Source organism: Halosimplex salinum (assembly GCF_003730195.1).
Taxonomy (GTDB): Archaea; Halobacteriota; Halobacteria; order Halobacteriales; family Haloarculaceae; genus Halosimplex; species Halosimplex salinum.
The window spans coordinates 768550-791978 of sequence record NZ_QWGG01000001.1; the positions used below are offsets into that span (position 1 = coordinate 768550).

Below are 23429 nucleotides of genomic sequence, written 5' to 3' on the forward strand. Positions count from 1 at the left end.
ACGCCGGATCGGCGGTCCTTACCCGAACGCGCCGAGACTCGACTGGAGGTTCCGGTCGCTCTCCCCCGGTTCCACGTCGTAGCCGACCAGGTCGCGCATGTCGACGGCGTAGGTGCTCCCGCCGTTGTCGAGTAACAGCACCCTACCCTGTGCGCCCCGCACCGTCCCCGACGCGATGGTCTCCGCGACCGGCCGGTCCGCGAGGTCGAACCCGTAGTCGAAGTCGAAGGTCTCGACGGGGTCGAAGTCGGCGAGCAGTGCCTCCCAGGCGTCGACGTCGACCGATTCGTGGAGACCCAGGAGTTTCGTCGGGACGCGGACCCGGTCTCCGATGTCCGTCGCGATCTCCGCCTCGATCTGTCGGGCGACTCGGCCGTCTTTGACGGTGCGGAGGTGGGCGGCGCGGTCGGCGCCCTGCTCGCGGAGTCGGGTGTTCAGCCGCCAGGAGCGCGTCACGCCGACTTTGAACGTGTCGGGGGCGAACGCGGCGAGGTAAATGGCGTGTTCCTCCCGACAGGATTCGAGCGGGAGCGAGCACTCGCCGGTGCAGATCGCACAGGGCCAGCGGGAGGTGTGGTCGTCGCAGTACGGCGCGTCGTCGTGTGGACAGGGCGTGTGTCCGGTGTCGTCGACGACGCCCGCACAGTGGCGTCGGTCGAGGGAGTAGGCGAGTTCCGTCCCGGGTTCGAGGGGCTCTCGGTCGACGGTGCCGTCGCTGGCGACCAGCAGTGCCGGCGGTCCGTCGACGCCCGCGGCGTACCCCACGACTTGCACGGCCGCGGGTTGGAAACGCCGGGATATAGACGTGGCGTTCCCGCTGAGGCCCGCGACCCCTCCCGGAAATCGACGCCTATCGTCCGGCCGAACAGTGGTGCGGGTTTATCTGTCGGGCCCCCGTCGTGTCGCGTGAGACGATAGCATGGCGGACCTGCAACTCACGAGCCCGGCGTTCGAAGACGGCGACCGGATCCCAGAGAAGTACGGGTACACGGAGGAGAACGTCAACCCGCCGCTCGGGATATCGGACGCGCCCTCGAGTACGGAGTCGTTCCTCATCGTCGTCGACGACCCCGACGCGCGCGAACCGGCGGGGCAGATATGGGACCACTGGGTCGTCTGGAACGTCGACCCCGACGTCGAGTCGATCCCCGAGGACTGGGACCCCTCGTCGGCCGGCGCCGTCGCCGGCGAGAACGACTACGGCGAGACCGGCTGGGGCGGCCCGAACCCGCCGGACCGCGAACACACCTACCGGTTCCTCCTGTACGCGCTCGACGACACGCTCGACCTGTCGCGGGACGCGACGAAAGACGACGCCTACGACGCCGCGGAAGGCTGTGTCGTCGGAAAAGCCCATCTCGAAGGCACGTACGCGCCCTGACTGTCGTTCCCCGCACGGCGCAGTCGCCGCTCAGTCCGCGAGGAGCGCCCGCGTCGCTCGCCGCACCGCGTCGTCGCTCGATCCCTCGGGCTCCCAGCCGAGCGCCGAGAGCTTCTCGATGGAGAGGCGCATCCGGGGCACGTCGCCGACCCACCCGCGGTCGCCGCCGGTGTACTCGTACTCGGGGTCGAGTCCCATCTCCTCGCTGACGATGTCGGCGATGGTCGTGACCGACGTGGTCGTCCGCGTCCCGAGGTTGTACACGTTGAAGTCGCCCGGCGCGTGCTCGACGACGTGGCACATCGCGTCGACGCAGTCCTCGACGTGCATGTACGACTTCTCCTGGCGACCGTCGCCGAGGATCGTGAGGGAGTCGGGGTCGTCCTCGAGCTTGTCGACGAAGTCCGGGATCACGGCGCCGAGCTGGAGGCGCGGGCCGACGATGTTCGCGAAGCGGTACACCCAGACCGTGAAGTCGTGGCTGTGGGCGTACACCGAGAGGAGGCTCTCCTCGCCGAGCTTGCTCGCCCCGTAGATGCTGATGGGTTCGAGGGGCGCGTAGTCCTCCGGGGTCGGTCGGGGGGCCTCGCCGTAGACGGTCGAGGAGGAGGTGAAGGCGATGTTCTCGACGCCGACCTCGTCCATGCGCTCGATGACCGTTTCGGTGAGGCGGTTGTTGACGCGGTACTGGTCCACGTCGTCGGCGGCGGCGTTCTTGTTCGCCGCGAAGTGGAAGACGCCGTCGACGTCGGCAGTGATGGCCTCGGCGGCCACGTCCGGGTCTGTCAGGTCGCCCTCGACGATTTCGACGCCGTCGGGGAGCCAGTCGCGTTCGCCGTTCGAGAAGTCGTCGACGACGACGACCTCGTTGTCGTCGACGAGCCGCGCACAGAGGTGCGAGCCGACGAAGCCGGCGCCCCCCGTGACGACCAGTCGCTTTCCGGTGAGTTCCATGCGCGGAGATTGTCCACCGGCGACATGTGTGTTCCGATGGCGCCGGACGGAAGCCGCACTCGCCCGAACGTGTCACCGTCAGCCGTAAATCGGTGGGGGCGCCACTGTCGACCTATGGAAGAACGTGGCAGAAACACGGGGGCGCCGACGAGGCGTCGATTCCTCGCCGGCGCGGCGGCGAGCGTCGCGGCCGGTCTGGCGGGGTGTAGCGGTCTCGTCACCGGCCAGGACGATGGCGACCTGGCGACGACGGCCGACGCGTCGCTCTCGACGCCGACGCTGGGGGCGGACGACGCGCCCGTGACGGTCGGGGTGTACAAGGACTTCGCGTGCCCGGCCTGCGCGCAGTTCAACGAGCAGATCACGCCGCTGATCGAGCGCGACTACGTCGAGGAGGGCGTCGTCCGGTACGAGCACTACGACTTCCCGCTCGACATGCACGACCCGGAGTCGTACACGGCCGCGAACGCCGCCCGCGCCGTGCAGGACCTCGCGGGCGACGACGCGTTCTTCGCGTTCGCCGACGCGCTGTTCGCGAACCAGTCGGATCAGAGCCCGGGGACGTACGCTGAACTGGCCGGCGACGTCGACGTCGAGGGCGACCGGGTCCGTTCGGCCGCCGAGGGACGGACCTACCGTCACGTCGTGAGCGCGGACAAGGACCGCGGGCTCGACGAGGGGGTCCGCGGGACGCCGACGGTCGTCGTCGACGGGTCTATCGTCGACGAACTGAGCTGGGAGGGGATCCGCTCCGACATCGAGGCCGCTCGGCCCGACGGCGGCTGAGTCGTCGCTCGCGCGGTCGGTTCGGAAGGCTCCTAAACGGGGGTTCCGTAGCCGACGCGCATGAACGACGAACCCGAAGTCGCCGTGTTGCGCCTGGGCCACCGGCCGGGCCGCGACGACCGGATGACGACGCACGTCGGCCTCACGGCGCGGGCGCTGGGCGCCGACCGCGTCGTCTTCGGACCCGAGGCCTCGGGGGCGGGCGACACCGTCCGTGACATCACTGACCGCTTCGGCGGTCCCTTCGAGGTGGAACTCACCGACTCGCCGAAGGGGGTCATCGGCGACTGGGAGGGCCTCGTCGTCCACCTCACGATGTACGGCCTGCCGATTCAGGACGTCGAGGGCGACCTGCAGGAGTCGCTCGCCGAGGGGACGCCGCTCCTGTTCGTCGTCGGTGCCGGGAAAGTCGACTTCGACGTGTACGAGCGGGCCGACCACAACGTCGCGGTGACCAACCAGCCCCACTCGGAGGTGGCGTCGCTGGCGGTGACGCTCGACCGACTGTTCGACGGGCGGGAACTCGACCGGGAGTGGGCGGACGCCGACCGGACGGTCGTGCCGAAGGAGACGGGCAAGCGCGTCGTCGACCCGGGCGACGAGGAGTAGCTGTTTCGGCGCTCACAGGTCCGCGGTGGCCAGTTCCGGGGCGATGGGCCCGCCGAGAGACGGTCTCGGAGGGCGCAGAGAGGGACCCACCATCCGGTGCTTTTAAACTTCTCACGCTCTGAGACGGACGTAATGGCTTTTGACGACCTTCTGGAGGACCCCGTTATACAGAAGTACCTGCACGAGCTGGTCGGCCCGAAAGGGATGCCGGTGGCGGCGGCGCCGCCGGACGGCGAAGTGACCGACGAGGAGCTCGCCGAGGAGCTCGGGCTGGAGCTCAACGACGTGCGCCGCGCGCTGTTCATCCTCTACGAGAACGACCTCGCGAGCTACCGGCGGCTCCGCGACGAGGACTCGGGGTGGCTCACGTACCTCTGGACCTTCGAGTACGAGAAGATCCCCGAACAGCTCCAATCGGAGATGCACCGCCTGCTCGACGCGCTGGAGGAACGCGAGAACTACGAGAAGGACAACGAGTTCTACCTGTGTGAGACCTGCGGCATCCGCTTCGAGTTCGGCGAGGCGATGGAGTTCGGCTTCGAGTGCCCCGAGTGCGGGAACCCGGTCGAGGCGATGGAGAACACGCGACTCGTGGACGCGATGGAGACGCGGATCGAGAAACTGCGTGACGAACTGAACGTCGAACACGGACAGGAAGCCTGATGGTCGTACTCGCAACCAAGGTCTACGTCGAGGGCGACGCCCGCGACCGGTCCATGGACTCGCTGCGCTCGCTGGTCGACAACGCCATCGGCGACCTGGACGTGTCGTTCGAGGTCGGCCTGCGCGACGACGAGTTCCCGAGCGTCACGGTCGAGGGCGACGACGAGACGGTCGCGCGGAACGTCCTCGCCGAGGAGTGGGGGGAGCTGACGCCGCAGTTCGAGCCCGGCGAGACCTACGTCGGCACGCTCGATAGCTGGGACGACGACGGGTTCGTGCTCGACGTCGGCTTCGGGAACGAGGTGCGGGTCCCGGCCGAGGAGATCGGGCTCGGGCAGGGGACGCCCGAGCAGATCCGGACGCGGTTCGGCCTCGTCCAGCACCTCCCGATGCAGTTCGTGTCCGCCCTCCCCGAGGAGGGGAACCCGGTGCGCCTCGCCGACGAGGAACGAGACCGCCTCTACGAGTGGACCCGCGGGAACGGCCGCGTCAACGTCAACTCGGCGACGCGGGCCGAGGCGCGAGCGACGGTGAATCGCGCGGGCCACGCACAGGACATCGTGACCGTCGAGCGCCTCGGACTGCTCGAACAGAGCATCGTCTGTAGCGAGGGGACGGACCCGCCGGGACTCCTGGCGAGCATCGGGCAGTACATGCCCTCGGAACTGCTCTGCGTCGTCCCATGAGGCGCAGGCTGGTCCTCGCGCTCGGACTGCTCGCCGTACTGGTCGCGCTGGGCGGCTGTACGTCGCTGTTCGGCGGTGGACCGGACGAGACGGAGCTCAACCGGAACGCGACCTACGACTGGGACACAAACGCGACGACGACGTACAACGTCTCCAAGGGCCAGTTCGCGGGGATCATCAGCGTCGAGAACGACTCGCACATCGAGCTGTACCAGCGCGACGAACTCGGGACCGAAGAGCCGCTCGAGATCGCAGCGCTGCGCTTTCGCTACCCGAACGGGACCGTCGTCGCACCGGCCAACCGGTCGAACTTCGGCGTGGAGCACGGCCAGTCGAGAGCGAACGTCTCGCTCCCACAGGCCGGCGGACAGATGGCGTTCACCGCCGACCGCCCCAACGCCAAGCGGTTCGCGACGCCGCTGTTCCTGGACTCTCCCCACTCCGTCGAGGTGATGCTCCCGCCGCAGGCACGGGTCGGGATCCCACTCGTCTCCAAGGTGTCGCCGGGCGATTCGTCGACGCGGATCCCCGAGGGCTCCGACCGGATGACCGTCCGCTGGGAATCGGCCGAGCGAGGGCCGCTGGTCGTCAGGTACTACCTCGCGCGTGACATCCTGCTGTTCGGCGGGGTCGGCGGCGTGCTCACGCTCGTGGGCATCGCCGGCGCGCTGTACTACCTCCGGCAGATCCGCGTCCTCGAACGCCGTCGCGAGGAGATCGGACTCGACGTGGACATGGAGGGCGACGAGTTCGACGACGACGGCCCGCCGCCGGGGATGCGGTAGCGCGGCGACGGCGGCGCAGCGACCGACCGCCGACGGACCGGGAAGCAGTCGTCCTTTTACGGGTCGGGTTCCAACGGCGGGTATGCGCGTGGCCATCGTCACGGTCGGCGACGAGTTGCTCGTCGGCGACACCGTGAACACGAACGCCGCCTGGCTGGGGGAGCGACTGCACGAGCGCGGCGTCGACGTCGAGCGAGTCACGACCCTCCCGGACAAGGTCGCCGACATCGCTCGCGTCGTCAACGAGTACCGCGCGGCGTACGACGCCGTCCTCGTCACCGGGGGCGTGGGCCCGACCCACGACGACATGACGATGGACGGCGTCGCAGCCGCGTTCGGCCGCGAGGTCGTCGAGAGCCAGGAGGTACTGGACTGGCTGGAAGAAGCAGGGGGGTACGCGGCCGACGACCTGGCGGAGGGGACCGCCGACATCCCTCGCGGGGCACGCCTGCTGAAGAACCCGGAGGGCGTCGCACCGGGCTGCGTCATCGGGAACGTCTATGTGCTCCCGGGCGTCCCGACGGAGATGAAGGCGATGTTCGAGACGGTCGCAGACGACTTCGCCGGCGAGGTGAAACACGTCGCGACGGTCGTCGCCGACGAACCCGAGAGCGCGCTGCTGGATCGCATCGCCGACCTGCGCGACGAGTTCGACGTGACCGTCGGGAGCTACCCCGGCGACTCCGTCCGCGTGAAGATACAGGGCGAGGAGGCGGTCGTCGAGGCGGCGGCGACGTGGCTCCGTGAACGCGTCGAACTGGCCGAAGTAGAACAGTAGCGCCGTCGAACTGCGATTCTATCGGTAGAGGACTTTCCACCAGAGGGCCGTGAGGGCGAGCCCGCCCAGCAGTAACACGAACCCCGCGGTGTTGATGAGCCCGCCCTGAACGGCTTCGGCGCTCTCCTGGAGTGGGACGATCATACCACCCCCTTTCGCGCCACCCGATGTAAAACCGCCCGATTTCCGCCGCGACCGCCCGCGAACTCCGAGGCGGGTGGCTTTTGAGCGGCGCACCCCTACCGCCGCCGATGCGACGGATCGGCGTGGTCGTCAACCCGATCGCCGGCATGGGCGGGCGAGTCGGGCTGAAGGGCACCGACGGGAAAGTCGAGGCGGCGCGCGAACGGGGAGCGGAACCGCGAGCGCCGGGGCGAGCGCGAGCCGCGCTGGACGCGCTCGCCGAGACCGATCCGAGCATCGAGATCTACGCCGCGGCGGGCGTCATGGGCGAAGACGCCGCCCGTGAAGCCGGGTTCGACCCGGTCGTGGTCGAGGGCGGTGACGATACCGATCCCGAACGCGCCGAGACGACGGCCGCCGACACCCGGGCCGCAGTCCGGGCGTTCGTCGACCACGAGGTGGACCTGGTCCTGTTCGTCGGCGGCGACGGGACGGCCGTCGACGTGGCCGAGACGCTGGCGGAACTGGACAGCGAGACCCCGATACTGGGGGTCCCTGCGGGCGTGAAGATCTACTCGTCGGTGTTCGCGGTGCGCCCGCGGGAGGCGGGGATCGTCGCCGCGTCGTTCTCGGACGTGGAGACCGGCGAGGTCAACGACGTGGACGAGGACGAGTACCGCGCACAGGAGGTCTCGACGGAACTGCGAGCGATCGCGAAGACGCCCGTCGCCGAACAGCGCCAGGCGAGCAAACAGAGCGGGGGCGGAACCGTCGAGACGCTGGCAGAGGGGGTCGCCGAGGAGGTCGAGAACGGCGTGACGTACGTGCTGGGGCCGGGCGGTACCGTCGGGGCGATCAAGGCGAACCTCGGCTTCGAGGGGACGCCGCTGGGCGTCGACGTGTGGCGGGCGGGCGAGCGAAGCGAGTCCCCCGAAAGAGCGAGCGGCAACGCCGAGAGCCGGGACGGCGACGTCGTCGTGCGGGACGGCGGCGCGGACGAAATCGAAGCGGCACTGGGCGACCGCAACGTAGTCGTCGTCTCGCCCATCGGCGGACAGGGGTTCGTCTTCGGCCGCGGCAACCAGCAGATCTCGCCCGAGGTGATCCGCCGGTCCGAGGTGGAGATCATCGCGACGCGGGCGAAACTCGACGGGCTCGACGCCCTGCGGGTGGACACCGGCGACCCCGACCTCGACGAACAACTGCGCGGCTGGCACCGCGTCCGCGTCGGCCGCTACGAGCGCCGACTCGTCAAGGTCGAGTGAGCGCCGGGGCCCGACTCCCGTGTTCTACTCGGTCGAACCGACAGACAGCAGCGGGTGTGTCACTCCGTCAGCGAGTCGCCCTCCGATCGCTGGACGTTCGTCCAGTGAACGTAATAGTATTCGGACGAATATTATACCGTGTATGGATACAACTAAGGTCGAGAGAGGATAAGTAAGGGTATGGAAACACGGAAAGTCCAGCGGCTGGGTCCGTCGACGCTCGCGATGACCCTGCCTGCGAAGTGGGCAAAGGAGCACAACGTCGAGAAGGGCGACGAAGTTTCGCTGCGGATGGGCGGCAAGGGGACGCTGACGGTGATGCCCGAGTCCGTGCAGGGCGAGGACTCCGAGGCCATCATCCACGCGGAGAACCTCGACGCCGACGCGCTCGAACGGGCGATCCTCTCGCAGTACGTCCTCGGGCGGCGGATCATCCACGTCGACGCCGGCGACGGCGGGACGCTCGAGAGTTCGCACATCAACGCGGTGTACAACGCGGAGACCCAGCTCATGGGCCTCGGCGTCGTCGAGGAGACGCCCGAGCGGATCGCGATCCGCTGTTCGGTCGACCCCGAGGACTTCACGCTCGACAACCTGCTCGAACGCCTGGAGAGCACGGGCTCGACGATGCGAAACGAGGCGGTCAAGGCGCTCGCCCACGGCAACCCGGACCTCGCCCAGCGGGCGCTCAACCGGGAGCGACAGGCCAACAAGATCTTCGTCCTCCTCCTGCGCCTGATCTTCACCTCCTACCAGAACCCGAACCTCGCCCGGGCCGTCGGACTCGACGACGGCTTCCCGCTGATCGGCTACCGGTCGATCGCGAAGAACCTCGAACTCACCGCGGACAACGCCGAGGACATCGCGGAGATCGCGCTGGAGACGGAGGGCCACTCGCTCAACGTCGACTCCGCGACGATGCGGCGCATCCGGGAGTTCACCGACCAGGTCAACGACATCACCGAACTCGCCGTCGAGGCCGCCGTCGAGCGCGACTACGACATGGCCATCGAGGTCCGCGAGAAGTTCGCGGAGGTCGGCGACCGCGAGGCCGACATCCTCTCCGACCTGGACGAGATGTCCAACGAGGAAGTCCTGCGAGTGCGGGAAGTGCTCGTCAGCCTCCAGCAGACCGCCCAGTACGCCGTTCGGAACGCCGAGATCGCGACGAACCTCGCGCTCAGCGAGGAGTCCGAACACACGACGATCCAGTCCGACTCCACGGACGACTGACGCGGCGGGTCGGCGTCTGTCCTGTCGCCACGGGCCACGGACGCCGGGCCGTCCGCGCGGACCCCGAATGAATTAAGTGCGGAGTGACGGAAGCTGGTGGTATGACCGAGGCAGCCGCGGGTTCGGACATGGGCATCGGACTGGGACTTGCGTTCGGCGCGCTCGCGGTCGCCGGCGCGCTCGGTATGCTGGTCGCCTACAGCGATCAGGTCGTCGCGGGCTGGAGTTTCGCGCTGGCGATGACGGCCGGTATCCTCTCGATCGCCGGTGTCCACCTCTACGGCCGGCGAGACGCGTAAGGAATTCTTAAGAGTATTCGAGCCCTACGGCGGCGTATGAGCGAACTCGGCGAGGAGGACAGGCAGATCCTCGATTATCTGCGCGATAGCGTCTCACGAGGGGAGAGCTACTTCAGAGCGAAGAACATCGCGGAGCAGATCGGCCTCTCGTCGAAGCAGGTCGGGGCGCGCCTGCCGAAACTCGACGAGGAGTCCGACGAAGTAGAGATCGAGAAGTGGGGGCGCGCTCGGTCGACGACGTGGCGAGTCACGCTCAGTTAACGGGCTCTTTTAGGTGCACCAGTCCGAAGCGAGGACATGACAGTACGGGTGGAGCGGTCCTTCGAGCTACCGGTCGAGCGCGAGCGCGTCTGGGAGTTCATCGCCGACCCGGGACGACGAGCGACCGCCATCAGCGTCGTCGAAGACTACACCGTCCACGACGACGGCAGCGCGACCTGGCACATCAGGCTCCCGATCCCCGTCGTCGACAAGACCATCGCGGTCGAGACCGAGGACGAGGAGGTCCGCGAGCCCGAGTACGTCCGCTTCGTCGGTCGCTCGAAGGTGATGAAGGTCGTCGGCGAACACGAACTCGCAGAGACCGAGACGGGGACGAAGGTCACCAATCGCTTCGTCGTCGACGGGTCCCTGCCCGGCGTCGAACGCTTCTTCAAGAAGAACCTCGACGGCGAGCTCAAGAACCTGGAGGAGGCGCTCGCCGAGGACCTCGGTGTCGAGGTGTGAAGCTCGCGCTCGCCCAGCTCCGGATCGAGAGCGGGGAGGTGGACGCGAACCTCGAGCGAGCCCGTACCGCCGTCGCCGACGCCGCCGCCGCGGGCGCGGATCTGGTCGCGCTCCCCGAGATCTTCAACGTGGGATACTTCGCGTTCGACCTCTACGAGCGCCGCGCCGAGAGCGTCGACGGGCCGACGGTAACCGCCCTCGCAGAGAGCGCGCGCGAACACGGCATCGGCGTCCTCGCCGGGAGCGTCGTCGAGGACCTGGCGGCCTCCCGCGAGGCGGGCGTCGAGACGCCGGCGTCCGACGGACTCGCCAACGCCTCCGTCTTCCTGGACCGCGACGGGGAGCGCCGCGCGGTGTACCGCAAACACCACCTCTTCGGGTACGGCTCCGCGGAACAGGAGCTGTTGATCCCGGGCGACTCTGTCCCGGTGGTCGAGTTCGAGGACCACGTCGTCGGGATGACGACTTGCTACGACCTGCGCTTCCCGTCGCTGTATCGCGACCTGGTCGACCGCGGTGCGACGATGGTGCTCGTCCCCAGCGCGTGGCCGTACCCCCGCGTGGAGCACTGGAACCTCTTCCCGGAAGCCCGCGCCGTCGAGAACCTGCTGTACGTCGGCGCCGTCAACGGCGTCGGGAGCTTCGACGACGCGGAGTTGCTGGGTCGGTCGGCGATATACGACCCCTGGGGCACGACGCTCGCGAGCACGGGCGACCGGCCCGGGCTCGTGACCGCGGACGTGCCGGCCGAGCGCGTCGGCGAGGTGCGCTCCGAGTTCCCGGCGCTCGACGACCGGCGTCGATAGCTCAAGCGCGCGTTTGAAGCCGCGATACCCCTTTACTGTCGGCGCCGGATCGGAGCGGTATGGTTCGAAAGTCGGTCGTACTGGTCGCTGCACTGGTCGTTCTCGCGGGCTGTGCGGGACTCGGGGCGAGCGAAGACGACGCCGGCGAAGCACCCGACCAGCGGGCCGACGGCGGCGGCGACGCCGGGGCCCGGGACGGCAGCGGCGGGGACGGGGGCGGCGATAACCAGGCGGATCCCGCTGTGGGAGAGAGCGACAGCGAAGGCGGTGGTCAGCCGAGCGCCGCGGCCCGCGTCGACCGGGCGCTCGTCAAGACGGGACAGGTGACCCTCGAAGTCGAGAACTACTCCGCGGCAGAGACGGCCGTCGAGTCGCGTGCGACCGAGCTTGGCGGATACGTCGCGGGGTCGGAGGTGACGCTCCACCACGAGAACGACGCCACCTGGCGCACGGGCTACGTGGAGGTCCGCGTCCCGTCGGAGAACTTCACGGCGATGTTCGACTCGACGCGGGGAGCGGGGACGGTGCTGTCGGCCGACTCCAGTATAGAGGACGTGACCGACCAGCTCGTCGACATCAACGCGCGTCTGGAAAATCTCCGGTCCCAGCGGGACCAGCTCCGCTCGCTGTACGAGTCGGCGAACACGACCGAGGAACTGCTCCGGGTCCAGGAGCGACTCTCGGCGGTGCAGGGGGACATCGAACGCCTCGAAGCCAAGAAGCGGTCGCTCGGTGACAGAGTGGCCTTCTCCACGGTCCGCGTCGAACTGCGTGAGCCGGTGCCGGAGCCAGTGCCCGACGAGGAACCGACGCCGTTCCACGAGCAGTCGCCCGTGGCCGTCTTCCTCGCTTCGGTCCAGGGGTTCGTCACCTTCGGACGGACGGTCTTCATCGCGGGCGTCGCCGCCGTGCCGTGGGTCGTCGGACTGGGCGTCCCGGCCCTCCTCGTCGTCGGCGCCGGCAGCCGCTTGCGCGGACCGTCGCGACTACCGCTCGTGGGCAGGCGAACCCGACTCGGACGCGGCACCGACGAGCGTGACCGGACGGACGAGTCCTCCGGCGAGACACCGCGGTCCGACGACGCGGAGCACTCGACGGACACGCCATCGGACGAAGACTCCGGTGGGCGCTGAACCGGGTCCGTCGGGCGGCGGAGACGTATCCGCGGCGAACCGTGGGACGGGACGCCGCTGCCAGCCACGAGGTTTATAACGGAGGGGGCTGTATTGCCGCTTGCCGGTGAGACGCTTTTCACGTCGTACCCGGCAATCCAACCGCGCTCGGCCAGGCCCACGTCGACCACATGCCGCGGCCGACCTGTCCGGACAGGTCGCTCGCGGCTCGCCTCCTCGTCTCGAACTCGCCTCTCGCTTCGTGAGTGTCCCGCTCTCATAGTCGGTGCCGTGGCTCGGTTTCGCCGACCCGCTCTGAGTCGCGACGCTGACGAGATCGATCGAACGCGTGAGAGCACGCTCCACGACGGCCGGAAGGAGAGAATCTGTCTCTCAGCGGTCGTCGCTGGTCGTGATGTCGGCCGAGAGGCCCTGTGCCATCTCGATGTCCTTCGAGTTGTTGAGTGTCCACGCCGTGCGTTCGGTGACGGCCTCGATGACCTCGCGGGCGCTGGGCGAGCCCTTGCCGGACTTCTTCACGCCGCCGAAGGGGAGCTGGACCTCCGCGCCGATGCACGGGAGGTTGCCGTAGGCCAGCCCCACCTCGGCGTAGTCGCGGAAGTAGTTGATCTGGCGGTAGTCCTCCGAGATGATAGCCGCGGCGAGGCCGTAGTCGGTGTCGTTGTGGATCTCGACCGCCCGCTCGATGTCGCCGGAGTACTCCATCAGCGCGACGTGTGGGCCGAACACCTCCTCGTGGATGCAGCGCAGGTCAGGGTCGTAGTCGATCTCGTAGACGAACGGACCGATCCAGTAGCCGTCCTCGTGGCCGTCGGGGATCTCGTCGGGGTCGAGTTCGGCGCGGTCGACGAGCACTTCCGCCCCTTCCTCCCGGGCCAGGTCGTTGTACTGGTGGAACTTCTCGACCTGTCCCTCGTCGACGACCGGCCCCATGAACGTGTCCTCGTCGAGCGGGTCGCCGACGGCCACGCTCTCGGCGAGGTCGACGAACTCCGCTTTGAACTCGTCGTATACCGCCTCGTGGACGATGAGACGCTCGCTGGAGACACAGCGCTGTCCCGTCGTCTTGAACGAGGACATCACCGCCGAGTGCAGAGCGATGTCCATGTCGGCGTTCTCGGTGATCACGATGCCGTTTTTCCCGCCCATCTCCAGCGCGGCGTCGCGGCCGGGGACGCCGCCGAGTTTCTCGTCGATCTTGTGGCCGACTTCCGCAGATCCCGTGAAGAGCACCGTACTCACGCGCTCGTCCTCGACGATGGCGTTGCCGGCGTCGCCGAAGCCCTGAACGACGTTGAACACGCCGTCGGGGACGCCGGCGTCGATCATCATCTCCGAGACGGTGTGGCCACACCACGGCGTCTGCTCGGCGGGCTTCCAGACGACGGTGTTGCCCTCGACGAGTGCGACGGCCATGTGCCAGAACGGGATGGCCACTGGGAAGTTCCACGGCGTGATACACCCGACGACGCCGCGGGGCTTGCGTCGCATGTACGCGTCCTTCTCGGCGATCTCCGACGGGACCACGTCGCCGTGGGGGTGACGGGCGTTGCCGGCGGCCCACTCGACCATGTGGGCGGCCTCGACCACGTCGGCGCGGCCCTCGCTTATCTCCTTCCCGCTCTCCTTCGTGACGATTTCGCCGAGTTCGTCCGTGCGGTCGCGGAGTTCGTGGTACACGTCCCAGAGGACCTCCGCGCGGTCGATGTACGACATCGCGCGCCACTCCTCGAAGGCGTCGTCGGCGGCGGTGACGGCCTCCTCGACGTCGGCGGGGGTCGCGCGGTAGAACTCCCCGAGGGTCTCCCCCGTCGCGGGGTTCTCGCTCTCGAAGGTCTCCCCGCTCTCGCCGGTCGTCCACTCGCCGTCGACGTAGTGCCGGTACGGTTGCTGGTCGTGGTCACTCATCGTTCCGGTAAATATTGCGGCGGCGGCGTGAAAAACCCATCCGCTGCAGGGGCGGCCTCCGATTCGCAGTCCCGCGACGTATCCGTCGTTATCGGTTGGCTGCGACCCTCTCGAGCGCAGCCTCGAAGTCGTCCCGGCCGATCACCACGTCGTCGGCGCGTTCGTTGGCTTCCTCGGGCGGGACGCCGGCGGCGACTTCGCTGATGGCGCGCATCGACGCCTCGCGGACGACCGACTCGATCTGCGCGCCCGAGAGGCCGTCGGCCTCGGCGGCCAGTTCGTCGAGGTCCACGTCGTCGCCGAGGGGCTTGCCCTCGGTGTGGACGGCGAGGATCTCCCGACGCCCGTGCTCGTCGGGGTTCGGGACTTCGACGTGCTGTTCGAGACGACCGGGGCGGAGGAGCGCGTCGTCGAGCATGTCGCGGCGGTTCGTGGCCGCGATCACGACGATGTTGGGGTTCTCGGCCGCGCTGTCCATCTCCGTCAACAGTTGCGAGACGACCCGCTCTGTCACTTCGTTGCCCTCCACGCGTCCGCCGGCGATGCCGTCGATCTCGTCGAAGAAGACGATCGCCGGCGCGGTCTGGCGGGCGCGGTCGAACACCTCCCGGACCGCCTTCTCGCTCTCGCCGACGTAGCGGTCCATGAGTTCCGGCCCGGCGACGCGAATGAAGTTGACGCCGCTCTCGCCGGCCACTGCCCGGGCCAGCAGGGTCTTCCCGGTTCCCGGCGGCCCGTGGAGTAACACGCCCGAGGGCGGGTCGGTGTTAGTGGCGGTGAACAGCGGGCCGTACTCCAGCGGCCACTCGACGGCCTGTTCGAGCGTCGATTTGGCCGCCGCCAGTCCCCCCACGTCCTCGAACGTGACCGTCGGCGACTCGGCGACGTACTCGCGCATGGCGGATGGCTCGACCGCCCGCAGCGCAGCCTCGAAGTCCTCCCGCGTGACCTGTGGTTCGTCGCGCGTCCGCCGGAGCGCGTGCATCGCCGCCTCGGTCGTGAGCGTGTGCAGGTCCGCGCCGACGAACCCGTGAGTCCGGCCGGCGATCCGGTCGAGGTCCACGTCGTCTGCCAGCGGCATGCCGCGGGTGTGGACGTCCATGATCTCCCGTCGGCCCGTCTCGTCGGGGACGCCGATCTCGATCTCGCGGTCGAAGCGCCCGCCCCGCCTGAGTGCGGGGTCGATGCTGTCGACCCGGTTGGTCGCGCCGATGACGATGACCTGCCCGCGCTCTTCGAGGCCGTCGAGGAGTGTCAGCAGTTGCGCGACCACGCGGTTCTCCATGTCCGAGTCCTCGTCGCGCTCGCCGGCGATGGCGTCGATCTCGTCGATGAAGACGATGGCGGGCGCGTTCTCCTCGGCGCGGGCGAACGCCTCGCGCAGGCGCTCCTCGCTCTCGCCCTTGTACTTCGAGACGACCTCCGGCCCGGAGATCACGTCGAAGTACGCGTCGACCTCGTTGGCGACAGCCCGGGCGATGAGCGTCTTCCCCGTCCCGGGCGGCCCGTGGAGCAACACGCCCCGCGGCGGCGAGATACCGAGCCTGGTGAAGAGATCGGGGTTCGACAGGGGGAGTTCGATCATCTCGCGGACCTGGTCGAGTTCCTCGTCCAGCCCCCCGATGTCCTCGTAGGAGACGCCGGTCCGCGAGGCGGACTCGTCCGGGGTGGACCCCGCTCCTGCTCCCGCTCCCGCCCCTGACGCCGGCGCCGACCCGGACGTCGACGCGCCCGAACCGGCGGACCCACCGGACGCGCCGCTCGCGCTCCCGCCGGTGGCGTCGTCACCGCTACTGCTCCCGCCGACGCCGACGTTGCCCGTCCGGTCGGCGCTGATCGGCGGAAGGACCGTGATGTCCGTCTCGTCGGTCACGCGGACCGCGCCGCCGGGGTCGGTCCCCGAGACGGCGAAGGCGCCGACGCCGTCGATGTGGACCTGCTCACCCTCGCGGAGCGGGCGGTCCAGCAGCGCGCGACGGACGGCCGATTCCTTCTGGGCCTCGTCCAGCCCGACAGACTGCGCCAGTCGGACGGTGAGGCTGTCGGCCTCGCGGACGGAGGTCTGTTCGACGGTGACGGTGTCGCCGATGTTCACGCCGGCGTTGGCCCGCGTGTCGGCGTCGATACGGATGTACGAGCCGTTCCCGGTCTCCGGCCAGGCCTTCGCGACGGTGGCGCGTTCCCCCTGGATGACCAGCGGGTCGCCGCTCAACACGCCCAGTTCCGAGCGAACGCGCTCGGGGACGCGGGCGATCCCCCGCCCGGCGTCGCGTTTGTTCGCACCCTCCACAGAGACCTCGATAGCGTCGCCGCTTCCCATAACCGACCTATCAGGCGGACGGTCTTAATCCGTTCCCTACCACCTTTTCGCTCGAGGGGCGCCGGCGGCGATCCCGTCATAAAACATGGGGCGAAACGGCCGCTCGTGCGGAGCGCGAGCGGGCTCGAAAGGCGCGAAGTACCTTTTAGCGCCGTCGGCGTCGGATACTCGGTACAGGAAGCAGACTGACCGAGCGCTGGAAATTCCTTCGAGGATACAGCGGCGACTAACCAAATAGGGTGACCGCCTAATCGACTAGCATGGCCATCGAAGCCTCGTTCGTCATCCAGCGAGAAGACTTCCCGCTGAATGCCGTGTTCGAGCAGATGACTGATGCCAGAATCGAGTTAGATCGCGTCGTGCCGACGGGTAGGTCTATCATCCCCTACTTCTGGATCTCCGGCGACGACACCGACAAACTCACGACGGATCTGAGCGACGATATCGGGGTCGAGAAGGTCGAAGTAATCGACAGAGTGGAGAAACAGATGTTCGTCCGTATCGACTGGAACCTCGACAGCGACAACATTCTCACCGCGATCGTCAACACCGACATCGTGCTCGTTTCGGGCATCGGCAACGACAAGCAATGGACCTTCGACGTCCGTGCGAGCGAGCAACAGGACCTCTCCGACTTCCAGACGTACTGCCGAGACAACGACATCCCAATCGAACTGACCGAATTACACGCGATCTCGTCGCTCAGGTCCGCCCGAGAGTACGACCTGACCGACGGGCAACGGAAAGCGCTGGTCATGGCGTATTCGATGGGGTACTTCGACTCGCCACGGGACGCCACGCAAGACGATCTCGCAGACGAACTCGGGATCTCCCGGCAAGCAGTTTCGTCCCGGTTACAGCGGGGGATGCGCCGACTCGTAGCGAGCACCCTCGTCACTCACGAAGCGTGAGCGGAGCAGTTCCGTATAAATGCGTGTTGCGTGAGCAAAAGTCACCTTCTCTTCGATACGAGGGCTCTGTTCGGGTGATGGAAGCTTTTCAAACGATACCCGCGAATTCGGATATCGCAGACTCTCTGAGCCCCGTCGAATTCGATACCGAGAGCGAAACTTTCCAGGCTACGTACGACAGCACCCGTGACTCGACGAGTTTCGCGGTCGTTGCAGTGGTCGCGACCGCCCTTCAGAAAGACCAGCAGGCCCTGACACCCCTTCAGACCGTCATCGACACGGACGCGCTCGACAAACTGGCGTCGGAGTCACCGACTGGTTCCGGGAACTGTGACACCATCTCCTTCAGATACGACGGATTCGAGGTCACAGTCACCAGTCAGGACGAAATCGAGGCGGATCCTATCGAGAGCGCGTAATTGGCACCGATGCTTCCGTCTCTCACTGCGTTTGCTGGCCGTGAACTGCCTCGAACAGGTCGGAACCGGACTCCTGATACTGCGGCCGTTCCGTATCGGGACACGTGTTCGGAGAGTAAATGCGAGACCTTCGAGCTAGGAGGCGCGACCGGAGATGAGTGAGCAGGCCGCTTCGAGTCGTGACGACTTCCGGACCGTGCTGGGAGACCAGCAGCGACGAGTGGTGGCTGCCGTAGCAACAGAGAAGACGATAGATCCCACACCTATCGTTCGCGACGACGAAGTCATCTCCTGCGAGGAGTACGTCACACTCGTCTACGAGCTCCACCACGTCCAGCTCCCCGAGCTAGAGGCCGGCGGGGTGATCGAGTTCGATCGACGCGAAGAGACAGTGAGCCGAGGGACACACTTCGACGAGGCGCGCCCGCTGTGCAAACCCGGAGACGATCAGGGAGACACTCCGGGCTAGAAGCCGCCGCTCCGATAGCCCCGGTCCCCCCGGATCGCCGTGAGATTCGCAACTGTACGTACCGGGGATGTGTGTCAGCGTCGCGGACGAAACGACCCGGGACGGAGACCGGAGAAACGCCTTTACCGTCTCCCGACGCACACGCTACTATGGTCGTGACAACCGAGCGCGACGAGATGACCTGGTACAAGTGCGAGGCCTGCGGGTTGATGTTCGACGACCAGTCCGACGCGCGACAGCACGAGGAGAACTGCGACGCCGAAGAGCCGTCGTACATCCAGTGACGGGTCGTTCGAGCGGCGAGTGAAAATTCGACTGTGACCCGCGCCGGCTACGCGTTCTCGACGATCTCGTAACTCTGCTCGCCCATCTCGTCCTCGGCGAAGACGAACACCCGACCGTCGACGACCGACAGGTCCGCCTCGATAGCGACCCGGTGGGCCTTCGCGGTCGCGGTCACCCCCTGAAACAGCGTCTCCTCCTCGCCGCCCTCGATCATGACCCGCCCCACGCCGGTCTCCTCGAGGATGTCGTCGTGGGTGTTCAGGTCGTTGATGTACAGCATGATCCCCTGGGTCTCGGTCTCGTCGGTGACCAGGACGTGTACGTCCTTGCCCGGGGCGGCGCGGACGCGGTCTTCGACCGCCGTCGGGACGCCGCGGTAGAACACCTCTCGACCGTCGAGATACTCGACGGCGATGCCGTCCTCGGTCAACTCGACGCCCAGCGTGTCCGGCGGCACGTCGTTTCGCGCGCTCATACCCGGGCGTTCCAGCCAGCGCCCCAAAAGCGTCGCGTTCCCGTCGGCGGTCGCCTCGTCTGCTCACGGGTCGCTCCGCTCACCGGAAGACTCACTCCGTTCATCTTCCGAGCCCTGTCTCACTTCGTTCGACAGGACCCCGTCCGTTTCGAGGTGCTCCCTTCGTCTGCTCACGGCGCGTCGCGCCGTTCGCATGGTATGAGGGACCTCCGGTCCCTCACTGGTCGCGCCTCGCTTGATTCCCACAGAGGTAAATACTGCCCGGGAAGACAGAGAGACGATGGAAGGACAGGCAGTCGCCCCCGCGGCGGGGACGGTGTTGAACGCCCTCGCGAACGGGAAGGGCTCGGCGTTCGCCATCGACGAGTACACGACGGCGACAGTCGAACTCGACCCCGAGCGCGACGGTGTCGTCGGTCGCGTCGCCGAAGAGGCCGACGCCGACACGACGCTGATCGAACGGTGCGTCGCCACGGTCACCGACCGCTTCGGCGACGGCGAAGGCGGGCGCGTCCACACCGAGAGCGACGTGCCGATGGCCTCCGGGCTCAAGAGCTCCAGCGCCGCGGCCAACGCGACCGTGCTGGCGACGCTGGACGCGCTCGACGCGGCCGACGAGGTCTCCCGCGAGGACGCCTGTCGCATCGGCGTCGACGCCGCCCGCGACGCCGGCGTCACGGTGACCGGCGCGTTCGACGACGCGAGCGCGAGCATGCTCGGCGGCGTCACCGTCACCGACAACGCCTCGGACGAACTGCTCGCCCGCGAGGAGCGCGACTGGCACGTCCTCGTCTGGACGCCGCCCGAACGCTCCTTCTCCGCGGACGCCGACGTCGACCGCTGTCGACAGGTCGCGCCGATGGCCGACCTCGTCGCGGACCTCGCGCTCGACGGCGACTTCGGCCGCGCGATGACGGTCAACGGGCTGGCTTTCTGCGCGGCGCTCGACTTCCCGACCGACCCAGTCGTCGAGGCGATGCCGACCGTCGAGGGCGTCTCGCTGTCGGGCACCGGGCCGAGTTTCACCGCCGTCGGCGAGCGCGAGGCGCTCGAAGCGCTGCGGGAGCGGTGGAGCGAGCGCGAGGGGCGGACCTGGCTGACGACGACGCAGACGGAGGGAACACAGATCACATGAGCGACGACGAATCCACAGCGTACGCCGAGGAGATGAACCTGGACGAACTGCGCGACGAGATACGGGCGATCGACCGCGAGATCGTCGAACTGATCGCCCAGCGGACCTACGTCGCAGACACCATCGCCCAGGTCAAGGACGAACAGGGCCTCCCGACCACCGACGAGGACCAGGAACAGGCCGTCATGGACCGCGCCGGCGAGAACGCCGAGCAGTTCGACGTCGACTCCAACCTCGTCAAGGCCATCTTCCGACTGCTGATCGAGTTGAACAAGGTCGAACAGCGGGAGAGCCGGTAGTCGAATTCAGCACACGGGAACTGTATCCTTCACTCAGCGAAACTCGTTCACGGAAAACGGAAGTCAAAATAGGCGAGATCTCAGGTCGGACCTGGGGCCGTTATCGTTACCTCGAGATCGATACCCAGGTCGTCCCCAGAGATCGGCCCGTTGTCGACGATGTTCTGCGGTTCCATGTCTGGATGACCGATGTCGCCGTCTACTCCCGTCCCGAGGAGCGCGCCGGTCATCGGAAGCGGTGGACGACCGGGAGCCCGGACGACATCGCCGGGATCGTCTCCGACGACGATCCGCATGCCCATCCCGCCCCATTCGTGCGGGGCACAGAACAGGTCGTACACGCCTTCTTCCTCGAAGCGATAGAGCCAGAACCCGTGGTGCTCGTTGACCGTCGACGAGAACGCCGGAACGCCGTCGGGGACGCGTTGCTGGCGCTCTTGACCAGGGTGGTACGCCGTCGCCGTGTGTTCCGGCGTGTCGAAATCGAATTCGACTATCGCCCCCGGATCCACGTGGAGTCCCACGGGAGCGAAGTGGAACGCACCGAACTCGACCGTTAGAGCCGGGAGATTCGAATCGTCGATCTTGTCCTCGTCGACGTGGAGTTCGACGGTCTCGTCCGGTTCCAACCGATTCGGGATCTCGTCCTCACTCGTCCCTGAATAGCCGAAGTGGGAGTGGATACTCGGTGGACGGGCAGTATCGGCCTCATCCCGCTCGTTTGGCGGTTCGGAGGCACTCTCTTTCGCCCCAGCAACGTCTCCGAATATCGGGAGCGCCGCGCCGAGTCCGGTCGCTCTGAGCACGGTTCTGCGTCGGCAGATCGGTTGACTGTTCGCCGCGTCTGATTTCCCCATTCGATGGTCTGATGATCGTGTCATCGTCGATTTCGAATCGTATTACTGGAAGTCACTGGTGTTATCTGCGGTGTCGGTCAGTCGGCAGACGGTATCCCAACACACGTCCGAGGACAGCCAGGGCCCTGAAGGCCCAATGCGGCGGGCTCACCGCGCAGATATCCTCCTCGTGTTCCGTCGTCAGCATCGCTAACAGCAGGATATCGTTGAATCCCGCCGGAGGCAGCGACACTCCTCGCTCGGTGACGAGCCGATGGAACCGCCGAAAGAACTCCTCGTGCTGTAGCGCGGGCTGGTGGACGTTGATGACTTCGACGGGCGTCTTGTTCCTGAACGTGTGCGGCGTCCCTGGCGGGACCGTGTGTTCCTCACCAGCCGAAACGTCCATCCACTCCCCGTCCACGTACACTTCCAGCACACCTGAAACCACTTCGTAGCGCTCTTCGGCGTGTGGATGGGTGTGGACGAACGGACCGTCCTCGGGGACGGTCTCGATGTCGAATCTCATTTCCAACAGTTCGCCGTCCGTATCCGCTGTCGATCGCGTGATCTCCCAGTAACCCGGGAAACCGCCCCAGTCGAGGATTCGGTCCTGCTCGCCGCTATCTACTGTCGTCGTAGCGTTGCCCTCGCCAACACCCTCGCCGTTCGGCATTGATTTCCTTGTCATGGTCCGTTGTCACCTCCTGTAGCGTCCGTTCCGCCGCTCGATATCGCCCCGGGCGCTCCACGTGACGGACGCCGTTTGCTGGATTCCGGCCCGAGACGAGCAGCTAATGCTATCGGCGGGACTGCGCTTATTTATTAGGAGAATAATATTTCTCTGAGCGAACGAGACGTATCCGGGTCACGAAACAACGGCGTCAGTCCGGGGTTCTCGGTCGAACTCGACGAGATTCATCTCGTCGTCCAACGTGAGAGCGAACGCTGCCGTCTCGACCTCGATACGAAGTGATACGCGGAGGGGCTCCGTCGAAACGTCCGTCTCGACGTTGTTCTGAAGCAGTTCGATAGCCTCGTCGACCGCAGGTGAGTCGAGATCTAGCTCGGGATCGCCCGTCAGTTCGGTCGCAAGGACGAGACCAGTCGCAAACATCTCGACCGGTAACCGCTTGGCGAACCCGCAGGTGCGACACCTCATTTCCGCCCAGACCGGAAACAGAGTTCCACAGGTATCACAGGGCTGACCATCGGTATCGTGCGTGTCACAGACTGTCACTGACGACGAGATCTGGCCCGCACACTCACGACAGATACCGTACATCAGATAGGTGATGTCCAGAGCACACCGATAGAGTCCGGTTGCGAGCGCTTGCTCGGAGTCACGGGTCGTCAGACCCGCTGCTGGATAGCTCGTGAGGAAGAGCGTCCCAGTCGGCGCCTGGTCACCGAACAATCCGTAGCACTCGGTACACCTGACTCGGAGCCATTGATCCTCGTAGGTGACTACAACAGCTGCCCCGCATAACGGGCAGCCCTCATCGAGCTCCTGGGAGAACCCGAGGCTTCCCGCTCCGGACACGGCTATCACCGTTCTGGCGATCTGCTTCCCCGCACTGCTCAACCGGTATCCGTCGTCAGTTCGTCGGACGAAATGGGGAGCGAGTTTCGAAAGGTGGTAGTTGAACTTCCCGTTATCGTCGATATCAATCTCGGATTGTAGCTCGGAGTACGACACCGTCTCGACGGCGTCAGAGCCGTCGTCGTATTCGTGGGCAGCACCTGCCCGCCAGAGCACGCGGATGATGTCTAGCCGTATTTCGTTCCCCAGAGTGGCGAAGGCCTCGTCTGGGGAAAGCCGGTCGAGTTCGAGATCGGGAGTGAATCGAGTTTGACCCATGCTAACTATACGCACCCCAATTCATAAAACTCACCTCCAGACGATCCGCGGGAGACTGAGAAAATTGCATAGTGCGTGCCGTCTAATCACCACTACCTCAGCAGTGTTCCCCGACTGGAAGATGTCGACATGCCCTCATCACCGGTAGCGCACGTTTGTCGGTATGTGTCTCCCTCTCTGAGCGTCTAAATCGCTTGTTTTCGGCACACTGAAAGTCCCAGAATTGGTTTATTGCGCCGTATTGCGTCACGGATTTCAACTATCTGAACAAGGTCGAACGGCGC

At 66.7% G+C, this 23429-nt stretch carries 29 protein-coding genes; 20 read left to right on the forward strand and 9 right to left on the reverse strand.

Annotation, left to right across the window (positions count from 1 at the left end; all coding sequences use genetic code 11):
• Window positions 1-18 precede the first annotated feature (18 nt).
• Window positions 19-774: a DUF2797 domain-containing protein gene (locus tag D1409_RS03845; protein ID WP_123534187.1), complete on the reverse strand. Its 756-nt coding sequence runs from the start codon at window positions 772-774 to the stop codon at window positions 19-21.
• 145 nt (window positions 775-919) lie between these two features.
• On the opposite strand from D1409_RS03845, the gene D1409_RS03850 reads away from it, so the two are divergent.
• Window positions 920-1381 (forward strand): YbhB/YbcL family Raf kinase inhibitor-like protein, encoded by a 462-nt coding sequence (locus D1409_RS03850; protein WP_123534189.1) that lies wholly within the window; start codon window positions 920-922, stop codon window positions 1379-1381.
• A gap of 30 nt (window positions 1382-1411) precedes the next feature.
• On the opposite strand, the gene D1409_RS03855 is transcribed toward D1409_RS03850, so the two are convergent.
• A complete protein-coding gene (locus D1409_RS03855; RefSeq protein WP_123534191.1) occupies window positions 1412-2335 on the reverse strand; it encodes an NAD-dependent epimerase/dehydratase family protein in 924 nt (307 codons plus the stop codon).
• A gap of 114 nt (window positions 2336-2449) precedes the next feature.
• Between D1409_RS03855 and D1409_RS03860 the strand changes: the two genes are divergently transcribed.
• The 6 genes from D1409_RS03860 to D1409_RS03885 all read left to right on the forward strand — a co-directional run bounded on the left by D1409_RS03860 (window position 2450) and on the right by D1409_RS03885 (window position 6642).
• Window positions 2450-3121 (forward strand): DsbA family protein, encoded by a 672-nt coding sequence (locus D1409_RS03860; RefSeq protein ID WP_123534193.1) that lies wholly within the window; start codon window positions 2450-2452, stop codon window positions 3119-3121.
• A gap of 60 nt (window positions 3122-3181) precedes the next feature.
• Window positions 3182-3730, forward strand: a complete 549-nt coding sequence (locus tag D1409_RS03865; RefSeq protein ID WP_123534195.1) for a tRNA (cytidine(56)-2'-O)-methyltransferase — start codon at window positions 3182-3184, stop codon at window positions 3728-3730.
• A gap of 132 nt (window positions 3731-3862) precedes the next feature.
• Window positions 3863-4393, forward strand: a complete 531-nt coding sequence (gene tfe, locus D1409_RS03870) for a transcription factor E (RefSeq protein ID WP_123534198.1) — start codon at window positions 3863-3865, stop codon at window positions 4391-4393.
• Complete coding sequence (locus D1409_RS03875) at window positions 4393-5079, forward strand: DUF2110 family protein (RefSeq protein ID WP_123534200.1); 687 nt, start codon at window positions 4393-4395, stop codon at window positions 5077-5079. The genes tfe and D1409_RS03875 overlap by 1 nt, the downstream gene beginning before the upstream one ends.
• A complete protein-coding gene (locus D1409_RS03880; RefSeq protein ID WP_123534201.1) occupies window positions 5076-5864 on the forward strand; it encodes a DUF5803 family protein in 789 nt (262 codons plus the stop codon). The genes D1409_RS03875 and D1409_RS03880 overlap by 4 nt, the downstream gene beginning before the upstream one ends.
• Before the next feature lie 82 nt (window positions 5865-5946).
• Window positions 5947-6642, forward strand: coding sequence for a competence/damage-inducible protein A (locus tag D1409_RS03885; RefSeq protein WP_123534203.1), 696 nt, complete (start codon window positions 5947-5949; stop codon window positions 6640-6642).
• 18 nt (window positions 6643-6660) lie between these two features.
• Here D1409_RS03885 and D1409_RS25525 read toward each other — a convergent pair whose 3' ends face one another.
• The gene (locus D1409_RS25525) at window positions 6661-6786 is read right to left on the reverse strand and encodes a hypothetical protein (RefSeq protein WP_268895805.1); all 126 of its coding nucleotides are present in this window, start codon (window positions 6784-6786) and stop codon (window positions 6661-6663) included.
• Between the two features lie 107 nt (window positions 6787-6893).
• On the opposite strand from D1409_RS25525, the gene D1409_RS03890 reads away from it, so the two are divergent.
• From D1409_RS03890 to D1409_RS03920, 7 genes are all read left to right on the forward strand, one after another.
• Window positions 6894-8030 carry an ATP-NAD kinase family protein gene (locus D1409_RS03890; protein ID WP_123534205.1) on the forward strand — a complete coding sequence of 379 codons (1137 nt, stop codon included), beginning with the start codon at window positions 6894-6896 and terminating at the stop codon, window positions 8028-8030.
• Window positions 8031-8210: 180 nt separating this feature from the next.
• Window positions 8211-9263: a phosphate signaling complex PhoU family protein gene (locus tag D1409_RS03895; RefSeq protein WP_123534207.1), complete on the forward strand. Its 1053-nt coding sequence runs from the start codon at window positions 8211-8213 to the stop codon at window positions 9261-9263.
• A 101-nt stretch (window positions 9264-9364) separates the two neighbouring features.
• The gene (locus D1409_RS03900; protein ID WP_123534209.1) at window positions 9365-9562 is read left to right on the forward strand and encodes a DUF7525 family protein; all 198 of its coding nucleotides are present in this window, start codon (window positions 9365-9367) and stop codon (window positions 9560-9562) included.
• Between the two features lie 36 nt (window positions 9563-9598).
• On the forward strand, window positions 9599-9823 hold the full coding sequence (locus D1409_RS03905) for a DUF7123 family protein (RefSeq protein WP_123534211.1): 225 nt from the start codon (window positions 9599-9601) through the stop codon (window positions 9821-9823).
• 36 nt (window positions 9824-9859) lie between these two features.
• Entirely contained in the window at window positions 9860-10288 is a 429-nt protein-coding gene (locus D1409_RS03910; RefSeq protein WP_123534212.1) for a CoxG family protein, read from the forward strand.
• Window positions 10285-11094 (forward strand): nitrilase-related carbon-nitrogen hydrolase, encoded by an 810-nt coding sequence (locus tag D1409_RS03915; RefSeq protein WP_123534214.1) that lies wholly within the window; start codon window positions 10285-10287, stop codon window positions 11092-11094. Before D1409_RS03910 ends, D1409_RS03915 begins: the two co-directional genes overlap by 4 nt.
• Before the next feature lie 59 nt (window positions 11095-11153).
• Window positions 11154-12227: a DUF4349 domain-containing protein gene (locus D1409_RS03920; RefSeq protein WP_123534216.1), complete on the forward strand. Its 1074-nt coding sequence runs from the start codon at window positions 11154-11156 to the stop codon at window positions 12225-12227.
• Between the two features lie 372 nt (window positions 12228-12599).
• On the opposite strand, the gene D1409_RS03925 is transcribed toward D1409_RS03920, so the two are convergent.
• On the reverse strand, window positions 12600-14135 hold the full coding sequence (locus tag D1409_RS03925) for an aldehyde dehydrogenase family protein (protein ID WP_123534218.1): 1536 nt from the start codon (window positions 14133-14135) through the stop codon (window positions 12600-12602).
• 88 nt (window positions 14136-14223) lie between these two features.
• Window positions 14224-16455: an AAA family ATPase gene (locus tag D1409_RS03930; protein WP_123534220.1), complete on the reverse strand. Its 2232-nt coding sequence runs from the start codon at window positions 16453-16455 to the stop codon at window positions 14224-14226.
• 260 nt (window positions 16456-16715) lie between these two features.
• On the opposite strand from D1409_RS03930, the gene D1409_RS03935 reads away from it, so the two are divergent.
• From D1409_RS03935 to D1409_RS25530, 4 genes are all read left to right on the forward strand, one after another.
• Window positions 16716-17366: a helix-turn-helix domain-containing protein gene (locus D1409_RS03935; RefSeq protein WP_123534222.1), complete on the forward strand. Its 651-nt coding sequence runs from the start codon at window positions 16716-16718 to the stop codon at window positions 17364-17366.
• Entirely contained in the window at window positions 17363-17785 is a 423-nt protein-coding gene (locus tag D1409_RS03940; RefSeq protein ID WP_206424961.1) for a HalOD1 output domain-containing protein, read from the forward strand. The genes D1409_RS03935 and D1409_RS03940 overlap by 4 nt, the downstream gene beginning before the upstream one ends.
• 154 nt (window positions 17786-17939) lie before the next feature.
• Window positions 17940-18254 (forward strand): hypothetical protein, encoded by a 315-nt coding sequence (locus tag D1409_RS25150; RefSeq protein WP_206424962.1) that lies wholly within the window; start codon window positions 17940-17942, stop codon window positions 18252-18254.
• Window positions 18255-18403: 149 nt separating this feature from the next.
• Window positions 18404-18538, forward strand: coding sequence for a DUF7128 family protein (locus tag D1409_RS25530; protein ID WP_268895806.1), 135 nt, complete (start codon window positions 18404-18406; stop codon window positions 18536-18538).
• A 47-nt stretch (window positions 18539-18585) separates the two neighbouring features.
• Here D1409_RS25530 and D1409_RS03950 read toward each other — a convergent pair whose 3' ends face one another.
• On the reverse strand, window positions 18586-19014 hold the full coding sequence (locus D1409_RS03950; protein ID WP_123534227.1) for a DUF5796 family protein: 429 nt from the start codon (window positions 19012-19014) through the stop codon (window positions 18586-18588).
• Window positions 19015-19294: 280 nt separating this feature from the next.
• Here D1409_RS03950 and D1409_RS03955 point away from each other — a divergent pair, with 280 nt between their 5' ends.
• Both D1409_RS03955 and D1409_RS03960 read left to right on the forward strand, forming a co-directional pair.
• The gene (locus tag D1409_RS03955; protein WP_123534229.1) at window positions 19295-20149 is read left to right on the forward strand and encodes a shikimate kinase; all 855 of its coding nucleotides are present in this window, start codon (window positions 19295-19297) and stop codon (window positions 20147-20149) included.
• On the forward strand, window positions 20146-20448 hold the full coding sequence (locus D1409_RS03960) for a chorismate mutase (RefSeq protein WP_123534231.1): 303 nt from the start codon (window positions 20146-20148) through the stop codon (window positions 20446-20448). The genes D1409_RS03955 and D1409_RS03960 overlap by 4 nt, the downstream gene beginning before the upstream one ends.
• A gap of 80 nt (window positions 20449-20528) precedes the next feature.
• On the opposite strand, the gene D1409_RS03965 is transcribed toward D1409_RS03960, so the two are convergent.
• The 3 genes from D1409_RS03965 to D1409_RS03975 form a co-directional block, all read right to left on the reverse strand.
• Entirely contained in the window at window positions 20529-21077 is a 549-nt protein-coding gene (locus D1409_RS03965; protein ID WP_123534233.1) for a cupredoxin domain-containing protein, read from the reverse strand.
• A 289-nt stretch (window positions 21078-21366) separates the two neighbouring features.
• On the reverse strand, window positions 21367-21975 hold the full coding sequence (locus D1409_RS03970) for a cupin domain-containing protein (RefSeq protein WP_206424963.1): 609 nt from the start codon (window positions 21973-21975) through the stop codon (window positions 21367-21369).
• A 177-nt stretch (window positions 21976-22152) separates the two neighbouring features.
• Entirely contained in the window at window positions 22153-23145 is a 993-nt protein-coding gene (locus D1409_RS03975) for a DUF7351 domain-containing protein (RefSeq protein WP_123534235.1), read from the reverse strand.
• Between the last annotated feature and the right edge of the window lie 284 nt (window positions 23146-23429).